The 12,369-nt window shown below is 73.0% G+C and carries 10 protein-coding genes; 5 read left to right on the plus strand and 5 right to left on the minus strand.

Annotated elements, in window-relative coordinates; all coding sequences use genetic code 11:
* The first annotated feature begins 3 nt into the window (after positions 1-3).
* On the plus strand, positions 4-807 hold the full coding sequence (locus E1300_RS02315) for an amidohydrolase family protein (protein WP_131755171.1): 804 nt from the start codon (positions 4-6) through the stop codon (positions 805-807).
* A gap of 47 nt (positions 808-854) precedes the next feature.
* Here the strand turns inward: E1300_RS02315 and E1300_RS52115 are convergent, their stop codons facing one another.
* Genes E1300_RS52115 through E1300_RS02335 form a run of 3 tightly spaced genes read right to left on the minus strand, consistent with a single transcriptional unit; the run spans position 855 to position 5,495 of the window.
* Entirely contained in the window at positions 855-2,564 is a 1,710-nt protein-coding gene (locus E1300_RS52115) for an alpha/beta hydrolase fold domain-containing protein (protein ID WP_242618894.1), read from the minus strand.
* A 1-nt stretch (position 2,565) separates the two neighbouring features.
* Complete coding sequence (locus tag E1300_RS02330; protein WP_242618895.1) at positions 2,566-3,795, minus strand: CaiB/BaiF CoA transferase family protein; 1,230 nt, start codon at positions 3,793-3,795, stop codon at positions 2,566-2,568.
* 59 nt (positions 3,796-3,854) lie between these two features.
* The gene (locus E1300_RS02335; RefSeq protein ID WP_242618896.1) at positions 3,855-5,495 is read right to left on the minus strand and encodes a flavin-containing monooxygenase; all 1,641 of its coding nucleotides are present in this window, start codon (positions 5,493-5,495) and stop codon (positions 3,855-3,857) included.
* Positions 5,496-5,664: 169 nt separating this feature from the next.
* Here E1300_RS02335 and E1300_RS02340 point away from each other — a divergent pair, with 169 nt between their 5' ends.
* Together E1300_RS02340 and E1300_RS02345 are read left to right on the plus strand one after the other, a co-directional pair.
* Positions 5,665-7,101 carry an MFS transporter gene (locus E1300_RS02340; RefSeq protein WP_165502641.1) on the plus strand — a complete coding sequence of 479 codons (1,437 nt, stop codon included), beginning with the start codon at positions 5,665-5,667 and terminating at the stop codon, positions 7,099-7,101.
* Between the two features lie 55 nt (positions 7,102-7,156).
* Entirely contained in the window at positions 7,157-8,164 is a 1,008-nt protein-coding gene (locus tag E1300_RS02345; RefSeq protein ID WP_242618897.1) for an LLM class flavin-dependent oxidoreductase, read from the plus strand.
* A gap of 38 nt (positions 8,165-8,202) precedes the next feature.
* On the opposite strand, the gene E1300_RS02350 is transcribed toward E1300_RS02345, so the two are convergent.
* Positions 8,203-8,661 carry a nuclear transport factor 2 family protein gene (locus E1300_RS02350; protein WP_131755174.1) on the minus strand — a complete coding sequence of 153 codons (459 nt, stop codon included), beginning with the start codon at positions 8,659-8,661 and terminating at the stop codon, positions 8,203-8,205.
* Positions 8,662-8,678: 17 nt separating this feature from the next.
* Positions 8,679-9,923, minus strand: a complete 1,245-nt coding sequence (locus E1300_RS02355) for an NAD(P)/FAD-dependent oxidoreductase (protein ID WP_131755175.1) — start codon at positions 9,921-9,923, stop codon at positions 8,679-8,681.
* Positions 9,924-10,017: 94 nt separating this feature from the next.
* On the opposite strand from E1300_RS02355, the gene E1300_RS02360 reads away from it, so the two are divergent.
* Both E1300_RS02360 and E1300_RS02365 read left to right on the plus strand, forming a co-directional pair.
* Positions 10,018-11,469 carry an aldehyde dehydrogenase gene (locus E1300_RS02360; RefSeq protein ID WP_370784333.1) on the plus strand — a complete coding sequence of 484 codons (1,452 nt, stop codon included), beginning with the start codon at positions 10,018-10,020 and terminating at the stop codon, positions 11,467-11,469.
* A 31-nt stretch (positions 11,470-11,500) separates the two neighbouring features.
* Entirely contained in the window at positions 11,501-12,349 is an 849-nt protein-coding gene (locus E1300_RS02365; protein ID WP_131755176.1) for an SDR family oxidoreductase, read from the plus strand.
* Positions 12,350-12,369 lie beyond the last annotated feature (20 nt).

Genomic DNA, 12,369 nt, shown 5'->3' on the forward strand with positions numbered 1-12,369 from the left:
ACCATGATCATAGACGCGCACAGCCATGTCTGGCCCGACGCGATCGCCGCGGCGGCGCTCGGCGGGAACCGGGTGCCCGGCCTCTCCGCGCGAGGCGACGGCACCGTGGGCGGTCTCACCGCGACGATGGACCGGGCGGGCGTCGCCGTCAGCTGCTGCCTGGGCATCGCGAACGAGGCCCGGCACGTCGACCGCGTCAACGCCTTCGTCGCCGGGCTCGCCACCGGGCGGCACATCGGCTTCGGCACCGTCCACGTCGAGCTGCCCGTCGCGGAGAACCTCGAAAGCCTGCGGCGGCACGGCGTCACCGCGGTCAAGGTCCACCCGCTGTTCCAGAACTTCGCGCTGGACGACCGCCGGCTGTGGGAGATCTTCGACGCGTTCGGCGACGAGATCGCCGTCATCACCCACGTCGGTGCGGGCGGCGACGCCCGGACGAACGCGCTGTCCAACCCCGGCATGATCGCCGACATCGCGCGGACGTTCCCGGCGCTGCGGCTGGTGGCCTGCCATTTCGGCGGCTACCGGATCCTCGACGAGGCCGAGGAGACGCTGCGCGGCACGGACGTCGTGCTGGAGACCTCCTGGCCGCCGAGCCTGAAGCTGCTGCGGCCGGAGCGCGTGCGCCGCCTCATCCGCGACCACGGGGCGGAGCGGATCGTGTTCGGCTCGGACTGGCCGATGACCGATCCCGCGGAGGAGATCGCGGCGATCGAGGCGCTCGGCCTGACCGATGACGAGACCAAGTCCGTCCTCGGCGGGACGATGGCGCGGCTGCTCCGCCTTGAGTCTCCCTGGGCGCGATGAGCGTCCGGGGCTCCCGGACTCCGGCCAGGAGTCCGGGAGCCCCGGGGTCACGACAGAGCGCCCCACACGATCGGAGCCGCCAGCACCTCGGGGAACTTGCGCTCGGCGTACCGGATGTACTCGTCGATGTGCAGGGTCATGGCCCCGGCCGAGGCCGCGGGGTCGCGCGACGCGATCGCCTCGTAGATCCGCAGGTGCGCCCGGTGGACGGCCGATCGCCGCGCCTCGGGGTAGTCGATGCCGATCGCCGAGCCGTCCAGGATGCCGAGCAGCGCGTCCACCATGTGCCCGAAGAGGGCGTTGCCCGACCCGTGCGCGATGACATCGTGGAAGCGCTTGTTCTCTTCGAGGAAGACGGCCTGGTCGGCCAGGTTGGCGCCCATGACGTCGACGCTGGACCGCAGGTCGGTCAGGTGCCCGGGGGACATGCGCTCGGCGGCGAGCCGCGCCATCATCGGCTCCAGCCCGGATCGGGCCTCGGCGATCGTCCTGAACGGCGCGCCGCTGAACTGCAGCAGCAGGGTGAGCGCCGCTGCGAGATTGCCGGCGTCCGGGCGCTGGACGACCGGCCCGCCACCCGGGCCCGGCTTCAGCGAGATGACGCCCTGCAACTCCAGGAAGCGGAGGGCCTCGCGCAGCGTGCCGCGTCCGACGCCGTAGGCCAGCAGCATCTCCCGCTCGGGCGGGAGCCGGTCGCCGACGGTGTTGCCCCGCCGGTCGATGTCCGCGACGATGCGCTGCGCGAGCAGCTCGGCGGTCTTCTTCGGGCGGACGCCCGCCGTTCCCGGGATCTGCCTTCCAGGGAGGCGCGCCCGGCCGGGCCGCGCGGTCGTGCCCGGGGCGAGGGCCGGGGCGAGGGCCGCGGCGACCGCGGCGGTGAGCTCCGGCAGCGCGTCGCGCGCCGCGTCCACGGCGCCGGTCAGCCTGAAGAACCCGTGCCCGAGAGCGGGGTACTCGCGGAGCGACACCGGCACGTCCGCCGCACGGAGCCGTTCGGCGTAGGCGGCGCCCTCGTCGTGCAGCGGGTCCCGGCCCGCCAGGACGATGTGCGCGGGCGGCAGCCCGGCGAGGCTCGCCGCGCGCAGGGGCGAGAGCGCCGGATCGTCCCGGATGGCCGGATCGGCGGCGTAGTGGTCCCAGAACCACCGCATCGCTTCGGCTCCGAGAGGGAACGCCGCGGACCGCGTGTACGACGGTCGAGTGAAATCGTGATCGGTGACCGGATAGACGAGGAGCTGGAACTCCAGCCGCGGGCCGCCGCGGTCCCGGGCGTGCAGGGCGCAGGCCGCGGCCAGGTTGCCGCCCGCGCTGTCGCCCCCGACCGCGAGCGGCCCGCCCGCCGCCACCTTGTCCGCCGCCCAGGCGAGCGAGGTGTAGGCGTCGGTGAACGGCACGGGGAAGGGGTGCTCGGGCGCCAGCCGGTATCCGACGCTCACGACCACGCAGCCGGTGTCGTGGGCCAGGTGCCGGCACAGCTCGTCGGAGTACTCCAGGTCACCGGTCACCCAGCCGCCGCCGTGGAAGTAGACCATCGTGCACGGGGCGGTGCCGGGACCCGGCCGGTAGACGCGCGCGGAGACGGCCGCCCCGTCCACCGGGATGGTGATGTCGTCCACGGTGTGCAGCCGGGGGCCGCCCGAGCACAGCGCGTCGCCCTGGCGGACGCGTTCACGCGCCTCCGCCGGCGTCAGCAGGTGCAGCGGGGGCGCCGCCGAGGATCCGGTCGCCGCGGTGGGGCGCGCGGTCTCGCCGTCCACGCTAGGCTCCCGGCCGCGTGCTGATCACACCGGCGTCGGCCAGCTCGGCCAGCCTGTCCGCGGCCAAGCCCAGCTCTCCGGCCAGCACCTCCTCGGTGTGCTCCCCGATGGCGGGCACACCGTCGTACACCGGGCCGGGGTAGTCCTTCACGTGCAGGACGGGTCCGGGCATCATCGCCTCCCCGAACACGGTTCCGGCCAGACTGACCAGGGTGCGCTCGGTGAAATGCGGGTCGCGGGCGATGTCCCGCGCGTCGTTGACCGGCGCGGCGACGACTTCGTGCTCGTCCAGGACGGCGAGGACCTCCGCACGCGGTCTGGACCCCACCCAGTCCGCCACGATCTTCTGCAGCGTCTCGTTGTTCGCCATGCGCGCCCGGTTCGTGGCGTACCGCTCGTCCGTGCACAGGTCAGGACGGCCCATGGCCCGGAACAGCCGCATGGCGATCGTCTGGTTCGAGGCGGCGATCGACAGCCAGCCGCCGTCGCCCGACTCGTAGATACCGCGCGGCGAGGCGGCCCCCGAGGCGTTCCCGTGCCGCTGCATGATCTCGCCGGACGCGGTGTAGTTCAGCACCGCGTCGCCCAGGATGAACATCAGCGGCTCGTACAGCGAGACGTCGATCTCGCCGCCGTGCCCGTCGACGCCGCGCCGGTACAGCGCCATCGCGGTCCCGAAGGCGGCGGAGATCCCGGCGATCGAGTCGGCGAAGCCGAACGGCGGCGCGGTCGGGGGAGTGTGCGGCCAGCCGTTGAGGAAGGCGTATCCGCTCGCGGTCTCGGCGACGGTGCCGAAGCCCGGTCGCTCCCGGTACGGGCCGGTCTGGCCGAACCCGCTCACGCGGGTCATCACGAGGCCGGGGTTGTCCTTGGACAGCTCCTCGTGCCCCATGCCCCACGACTCCATCCGGCCGGGCCGGAAGTTCTCGATGAGGACGTCGGCGTCCCGGGCCAGGAGCCGGACGAGCTCGCGTCCGTCCTGCCGGCGCAGATCGATGCCCACCGACCGCTTTCCCGCGTTCAGCCGCGAGAAGCCGATGGCGAGCCCCTCGTGCGCGGGCTGCCACTGCCGGGCGAAGTCGCCCGCGGACGGGTCCTCGACCTTGATCACGTCCGCGCCGAAGTCGCGCAGCATCCGTCCCGCCGTCGGTGCGGCGTACATCGACCCCAGCTCGATGACGCGGACGCCGGCGAGGGGGCCGGCGGCTTGGGGAGAACACTCGTCGCGCACGCGCCGAACCTCCAGTCGACGTTCACGTACAGGATTTCGCAGGGCCCGGGTCCGCGCGGTCAGCGCGTCTCGAACCCGTCGTAGTGCCGGGCCGCGACGTCGGCGCAGATCTGCCGGTAGCGGCCGACACCGCCGACGTAGGGCATGAACACCCGTGGTTTCCCCGGCACGTTGGCACCCAGGTACCAGGAGTTGCCGAGGGGGTAGAGGGTGGCGCCGGCGACCTCGTTGACGTGGTCGACCCAGGCGTCCTCCTTCTCCAGGACGGCCTCCGAGCGCCTCAGCCCGTTCTTGCGCAGGTACTCCAGATGGTCGGTGACCCACTCGACGTGCTGCTCGATGGACACCAGCACATTGCTGATCACCGAGGGGCTGCCCGGCCCGGCCATGAAGAACAGGTTGGGGAAGCCGTGCGTGGACAGCCCGAGGTAGGTGCGGGGGCCGGCCGCCCACTTCTCCCGGAGGGAGATCCCGCCCCGTCCCCTGATGTCGATCTTGAGGAGGGCGCCGGTCAGCGCGTCGAACCCGGTCGCGAAGACCAGCACGTCGAGTTCGTGCAGTTCCGGCCGCTCCCCGCCGGTGCGGACGCCGCCGGCCTCGATGCGCTCGATGGGTGCCGTGCGCGTGTCGACCAGGCGGACGTTGTCCCGGTTGAAGGTGTCGTAGTACCCGATCTCCAGGACCAGGCGCTTGCTGCCGAACGGGTATCCCCGCGGCGTGAGGCGCTCCGCCACCTCCGGGTCCCGGACCAGCTCGCGGATCTTGGAGCGGACGAACTCGGCGGCCTTCTCGTTGGCGGCCAGGTCGGTGGTGAGGTCGCGGTAGGCGGCCTGGATGTCGGGCCCGCCGCGCCGCCAGTACTCCTCGAACCTCTCGCGCAGCTCGCGGGGGTCGGCCTGCACCGCCGAGTCCGGCCGCCGCACGCGGTGGGTGCCGCCGGGGTGGTTGCGGGCCTGCTCGCGGTACTCCTCGAAGCGGGTCTTGAGCTCGGCGGCGTACTCCTGGTCCAGCGGCCGGTTCATGGCGGGCACCACGAAGTGCGGGGTGCGCTGGAAGACGGTGAGGTGACCGGCGCGCTCGGCGATCCGGGGGATCACCTGCACACCGGACGAGCCGGTGCCGATCACGCCGACCCGCCGGCCGTCGAGGTCGACCCCGTCATGGGGCCAGTCGCCGGTGTGGTGGCACTCGCCGGCGAAGTCCGCGATCCCGTCGATCTCGGGCGGCTTGGCGACCGAGAGCTGGCCGGTCGCCATGATCACGTGGCGGGCGGTCACGCGGTCGCCGTGCTCGGTCTCGGCCGTCCAGGCGTCGGCGTCCTCGTCGAAGGACAGGGCGGTGACGCGGGTGCCGAACGTGATCGCCTCGCGGAGGCCGAAGCGGTCGGCCACGTGGTCGATGTAGCGCAGGATCTCCGGCTGCGACGGGTAGCGCTCCGTCCAGTCCCATTCCCGGACCAGCTCGGGGGAGAACGAGTAGCAGTAGTCGACGCTCTCGATGTCGCAGCGCGCTCCCGGGTACCGGTTCCAGTACCAGACGCCGCCCACGTCGCCCGCCGCCTCGACGGCGTGGACGCGGTGGCCGAGCTCGCGCAGGCGGTGCAGCGCGTACAGGCCGGCGAAGCCCGCGCCCACGACGAGCACGTCCAGCTCGGCGGGCGGTGGTCCGGGACGTGCGTGCGATTCGGTCTGGCTGCTCACGGCCGGCGGCTCCCACACTCTAACCCTGATAATGGATCGAATGTATTGTCCCGGATGACCTTCCGTCAAGGAGGTCTTCGCCTGGGGGAGGTTCGATGCGCGGGCCTTGACGTGCGACAAAACTAGTCGCATGATACGCCTCAATCGCTGCTGTTCACGGGGGTGGTCCATGGCAGGCACGGCACACGATGTGCCCCTCTCGGCCCCGGCGCGCTCCGCGAGCGATCCCGTGTCGATCCCGCTCGCCGGCACGATCGCGTTCTGCGTGCTGCTCGCGACGCTGGGGACCATGCTGCCACTCGGCATGCTCGACCAGATCGGCCCGGCTCTGCACGCCTCCGGCGCCCTGCTGAACTGGGCCGTCATCGCCGGCACCGTCGTCGGCGCCGTGGCGTCAGGGATCTTCCCTCCGCTCGCCTCCAGTTACGGCCAGCGCACGATGCTCGCCGCGGCGATGGCCGCGCTGACCATCGGCGCCGTCCTGGCCGCCGTCGCGCCGAACATGCCGGCACTGCTCGCCGGACGTTTCCTCGGCGCCTTCTCGATGGGCGCGATCGCCCTGTCGCTCGCCATCGCCCGCACCCACTACCGTGGCCGGACGCTCAGCCTCGTGCTCGGCTGGATCGCCGCGGCCGAGGGCGCTGCCGCCGGGCTCGGCTTCGTCTTCGGCGGCCTGCTCGCCGAGACCCTGCACGTCGGCTGGCGCACGGTCTTCTGGATCCTCGCCGCTCTCGGCGCCGCGGCCGGTGCGGCCGCCCTGGCCACGGTTCCCCGCGGAGCCGACCGGGTCGTCCGCCGCGTCGACTGGGTCGGCGGCCTGCTGCTCGGCCTCGCGCTCGTGCTGGTCCTCGTCCCGCTCAGCCAGGGACCGAACTGGGGCTGGCGCTCGGCCTCGGTACTGGCGCCGCTCGCCGCCGGCCTCGTCACCCTGGCCGTGTGGTGGAGGGTGGAGGACCGGACGGCCGAGCCCATGATCAACACGCGGGCGCTGCGGGACCGCACCTTCCTGGCCGGCTGGATCATCTTCCTGCTCTCCGCGATGCTGGTCTGGATCATCGACTTCAGCATCCCGGCGTTCGCCACCGCCCCCGCCGCCACCGGATTCGGCCTTGGCTACAGCGCGCTGAAGGCAGGAATGATCATGGTCCCGATGTGCGCCGGGATCACGGTCGCCGGAGCCGCCGGCGGTGCGCTGAACAAGGTCGTCTCCTCGCGGGCCCTCGCGCTCGCGGCGTTCGCCTGCGCCGCCCTCTGCATGGCCCTGCTCGCGGTGGCGCATGGCGCGGAGTGGCAACTCTGGGTGTGGCCGGCGGTCTTCGGCGCCTGCTACGGAACCGGTGTGGCCGCCGCGTACATGACCTTCATCAAGGCGCTGCCGCCCGAGCACTCCGCCACCTCCGCGGGCATCGGCCAGGTCGCGGGCACCGTCGGCGCCTCCACGGCCGGCGCCGGGGTCACCGCCGTCCTCACCGCGGACGTCGTCCAGGTGGGCGCCGGCAGCGTGCCGACCGAGAGCAGCTTCGAGCTCGGGTGGTGGATCGGCGCCGGCATCGCCGTTCTCGGCGGACTGCTCGTGCTGGCCATCCGCCCGCGCACGCCCGCGTGAGACCACGTCCCGTATCCGCGACCGCCCGGTGCTCCGGGCCCAGGGAGGTTCCGAGGTGCTGAAGTTCGGACTGGCCGTCATGAACGACTTCCCGCCGGGAGTCGTGCCGGCGGACCGCGTCGCGCTCATGCGCGAGCAGGTGCGCGCGGCCCGGGAGTCGGGGATCTCCTCGATCTGGGTCCTGCAGCACTACCTCGGCGGGATGCCGACGCTGCAGCCGCTCCCGCTCCTGGCGGCGCTCGCGGCGGACGCGGGGGACATGCGCCTCGGCACGAACATGTTCATCCTTCCGCTACGCCATCCGGTGGCGGTGGCGGAAGAGTTCTCCACGCTCGACCACCTGACCGGAGGACGTGCGGTCGCGGGATTCGGCATGGGCTACCGCGAGAACGAGTTCGCGTCGTTCGGCGTCCCCATGGAGGACAGGCGCGGCCGTTACGAGGAGGCGGTGGAGCTGGTCCGGCGGCTATGGAGCGGCGAGCGGGCCACGTTCGACGGCGAGCACTTCAGGATCGACGGGGAACGCATCAGCCTGCCGCCCGTCCAGCCCGGCGGACCGCCCATCTGGGTCGGCGCGGGCCCGCACCGGACCGGTGCGCAGCGCGCCGCCCGGCTGGGAGATGCCTGGATCGTTCCACCGCACGTCGCCCCCGAGCGGCTGCGGACCGTCCTCGGGCATTACCGGGAGGAACGCGAACGCCTCGGCCGCGGGCCCTCCGAACTGGTCGTCCGCCGCGAACTGGTGCTCGACCACGACAGGGAGCGTGCGCGTTCGATCGGTGTCGCCGCCCGTGGAGCCCTCACCCGCAAGTACGCCGAGTACAACGCGCCGCAGAAGGGCGAGGCCTACCGGCACCTGCGAAGCGGGCAGGCGGCCGAGGAGGTCGCCGACGCGTCCTACCTGTTCACCGACCCGGAGGGCGCGATCGCCGCGCTCAAGGCCCTGGAGGCCGACGGCCTGACGTACGTGATCCTGCGCGCCCAGTGGTACGAACTCGGCCAGGAACAGGTCCTCCGCACCCTGGAGATCTTCAAGAACGAGGTCCTGCCGGCCTTCGCCTAGGGCCTTCGGCTAGGGCCTCCGGATCGGCGGCCCTTCGCCTACGACCGTGCCCATCCCTTCGCCAGGTCGGTGCCCATGTGGATCTCGATCGTCTTCTCGGTGAACAGCGGGGCGCCCGCCTGGATCCGCAGCCGGTCGAGGTAGGTGCCCCAGCCGAGCACCGACGTGCCGGCGCGCGCGGTGAAGAGGAAGTACGAGGCGATCTCCACGACACCCGGTGCCGCCCAGGTCGTCCGGGGGCTGGTGATGAAGTGGCGCTTCTCGGACGGGTCGGCGGCCAGCCGGTCCCGGTAGAACCCGGCGATCGCCTCGCGTCCGGTGAACTCGCCCAGCCGCGTGCGCAGCACACCGTCCTCGGTGAACAGCGCCGCGATCGAGTCGGGTGCGGGCGTGTCGAGCGCCGCGGCGTACCGGTGGAGATGGTTGCGCGCCGCCTCCATGTCCTCCAGCCGCCGCAGCCGGCGCAGCAGATCGTCCAGGTCCGGCTCGTTCTCCATGGTGGTCTCTCCTGTCGTCAGGGCCTTGTCCGGGCGCGGTCGCGGTCCCATGGGGCTTGGTCCAGCAGTTCGTCCAGCGTGGTGCGGGAGGCGATCGCGGCCCGGGTACGGGCCACGGCCGCGGGCATGTTCATCGCGACGGCCCCGGTCACTCTGCCCTCGCGCGAGTAGAGACCGAGGAACCGGTGCGAGGCCGGTGCGCCCGCGGCGACCGTGAGGGTGTCGTCCGCAGAGGGGAGGCCGAGGCACTGGATCTTCACCTCGTACTGGTCGCTCCAGAAGTAGGGCACTTCCGTCGCCTCCTGGGCTTCGCCGTGCGCGGCCAGCAGGTTCCTGGCGACGAGCGCGGCACCGTCCGCGGTGCTCGTCCAGTGCTCCAGGCGGACCGTCCCGGCACCGTACGGGTGCGGCATCCGGGCGACGTCCCCGACCGCCCAGACGTCCTCGGCCGAGGTCCGGCCCATGCGGTCGCACACCACGCCGTCGGCCAGTTCCAGGCCCGATCCTTCCAGCCATTGCGTGTTCGGGACGGCACCGACCGCGGCCACGACCAGGTCGGACGGCAGGGCGGAGCCGTCTTCCAGCACTACCCGCTTCACCCCGTCCAGGACGTCGAGGCCGCGGATCCGCGTGGAGGTGAGCACTCGGACGCCCCGGTCCCGGTGGAGCCCCGCGACGAGCTCGCCGACCTGGGCGCCGAGCGCCCCCAGCATGGGCTGCTCCAGGGTCTCGACCAGCGTGACCTCGGCTCCCCGTGTCCGGGCCGAAGCCGCGATCTCGCAGCCGAGGACGCCTCCGCCGACCACCGTGACGCGCCGGGCCCCGCGGAGCCCGGCGCGCAGCGACAGCAGGTCCTCGAAGGAGCGCAGCGTGTGCACGCCCGCCCGGCCCGCGGCGAGCGCCCCGATCATCCGCGGCCGGAGCCCGGTCGCGATCACGAGCTTCCGGTAGCGCAGCTCGCCGCCGCCGTCCAGCACGAGCCGGCGCCCGGCGATGTCCAGCGCCGCCGCGCGCACACCGAGCCGCAGGTCAATGCCCAGGTCGGCGTAGGGTGCGGTACGTAGGGGCGCCGCCTCGGCCGGGTCCTCCGGCTGCGTCAGCAGGCCCTTGGACAGGGGCGGCCGGTCGTACGGCCGGTGCGGCTCGTCTCCGACGAGCGTGATCGGCCCGGCGTGCCCGAGCCGCCGGAGCCGCTCGGCCGTGCGCAGGCCGCCGAGCCCCGCGCCGACGATGACGATCGTCCCGCCTCCGGCGTTCCTCATCCTTGACCCTCCCGTCGCGAATACCCTATGTTTCATTATCATAGATATTCCCTCTCGGGGGCGTCTGAGCAGGATCGGAGTGCGGATGATGGCGGTGCCGATACGCGAATACCCGGAGCTGTTCATCGGGGGGCGCCGTGTCCCGCCGCGGGGCGGACGCACGGCCGTCGTGCGCAATCCGGCGACCGGCGCGCCCGTCGGCAGCGCGGCGCTGGCCTCGCCCGCCGACATCGACGACGCGGTCGCGGCGGCGCGCGCCTCGTTCGATTCCGGGCTCTGGGCGGGCACCGCGCCGCAGCGGCGCGCGGAGGTGCTGCGGGCGGCGGCCGACCTGCTGGAGAAGCAGGCGCCCGAACTGGCCCGGAGCATCACGGCCGAGCTGGGCTGCCCGATCTGGTTCAGCGAGCGCGCCCACGTCCCGAATCCGATCCGGCACCTGCGCTACTACGCGGACCTGGCGGAGCGGTTCGGCTACGACGAACGCCGCTCCGACGGCGCGAACACCAGCCTCGTCACCCAGGAGCCGGTCGGCGTCGTCGCCGCGATCACCCCTTGGAACGGTCCTCTGAGCACGCCGGCGCTGAAGGTCGCGCCCGCGCTGGCCGCCGGCTGCTCGGTCGTCCTGAAGCCGCCTCCGGAGACGCCGCTCACCGTCCAGGCGCTCGCCGACGCGTTCGCCGAGGCCGGGCTCCCCGAAGGCGTGCTCAGCGTCGTCCCGGGGGACCGCGACGCCGGTGCGCGTCTCGTCGCGCACCCCGGCGTGGACAAGATCGCATTCACCGGCAGCAGCGCCGCGGGGAAGAAGATCATGGCCGTGGCGGCGGAGCGGATCGCGCGCGTCACCCTGGAGCTCGGCGGCAAGTCCGCCGCGATCATCTGCGACGACGCCGACCTGGACGCCGTCGTGCCCGCCCTGCTGCCGATGGCCCTCATGGTGAACGGCCAGGCCTGCATCGCCCAGACGCGGGTCCTGGTGCCGCGGCACCGCCGCGCCGAGATCGTCGACGCGCTCGCCGAGGCACTGCGCGGCCTGCCGGTCGGCGACCCGGCGGACCCCGGGACGATGGTCGGCCCGCTCGTGAGCGAGCGGCAGCGCGACCGCGTCGCCGGGTACATCGCGACCGGGCGCTCCGAAGGGGCCCGCGTCGTCGTCGGCGGGGAGCGGGTCGCTCTCCCCGGCGACCTCGCGGGCGGCTGGTTCGTGCCCCCGACGCTGCTCGCCGACGTCCGCAACGCCATGCGGGTCGCCCAGGAGGAGATCTTCGGCCCGGTCCTCGCGGTCATCGAGTACGAGGGCGACGACGAGGCGGTGGCCATCGCGAACGACTCCCGCTACGGGCTCTCCGGGTCGGTCTGGAGCCGCGACGACCAGCGGGCCCTCGCCCTCGCCCGGCGGGTCCGCACCGGCATGGTCAGCGTCAACGGGCGTCCGCAGGCGTTCGGCAGCCCTTTCGGGGGCTACAAGGAGTCCGGCGTCGGCCGGGAGATGGGACCCGAGGGGTTCCGCGCCTACCTGGAGACCAAGTCCATCGCCATCGGGGCCTGACGGTCCGCGCTTCAGGAACACGAGGAGGGGCATGTCCGGACGGCTGGCGGAGAAGGTCGCGGTCATCACCGGTGGCGCGAGCGGGATCGGCGCGGGCACGGTCCGCCGCTTCCACGCCGAAGGCGCCCGGGTGGTCATCGCGGACCTGCAAGAGGGGCCCGGTGAGGCGCTGGCAGGGGAACTGGGAGACGGCGCGCTGTTCCAGCGCGCCGACGTCACGCGCGAGGAGGACGTCGCCGCGCTGGTCGACGCGGCCGTCGAACGGTTCGGCGCGCTCGACATCATGTTCAACAACGCGGGCGTGATGGGCGCGCTCGGCCCGATCGACCGGACCCGGCTCGCCGACGCCGACCTCACCATCGCGGTCAACCTGCGCGGTGTGCTCTGCGGGATGAAGCACGCCGCCCGGGTGATGAAGCCGCGGCGCACCGGAGTGATCATCTCGACGTCGAGTCCGGCCGGGGTCCTCGGCGGGGTCGGCCCGCACGTCTACAGCGCGGTCAAGGCCGGGATCATCGGCCTGTCCAACTCGGTCGCCGCCGAACTGCGCCGCTTCGGCGTGCGCTGCAACGTGATCGTGCCGGGCGCCGTCGTGTCCCCCATGACCGCCGAGCTGGTGGCCGGGGGAGCCGCCGACCTCAGCGGGGCGGACGCCGCGCTGAGCGGCACCGCCTACATGGACCGGCCGCTGCTGCCCGAGGACGTCGCCGCCGGCGCGCTCTACCTCGCGAGCGACGACGCCTCCTTCGTCACCGGGACCGTTCTCCCGGTCGACGCCGGGATGACCGGCGCGGGGGGCCCGTCGCCGTTCGCCACCGGCCGCTACGCCGAGCCGATCGGGCTGCTCGAAGCGGGCCGCCGGACGCAGGGGCGGGATTGAGCGCCCGGGGCCCCGGGGCG

This window comes from Actinomadura fibrosa, assembly GCF_900659615.1.
GTDB lineage: Bacteria > Actinomycetota > Actinomycetes > Streptosporangiales > Streptosporangiaceae > Spirillospora > Spirillospora fibrosa.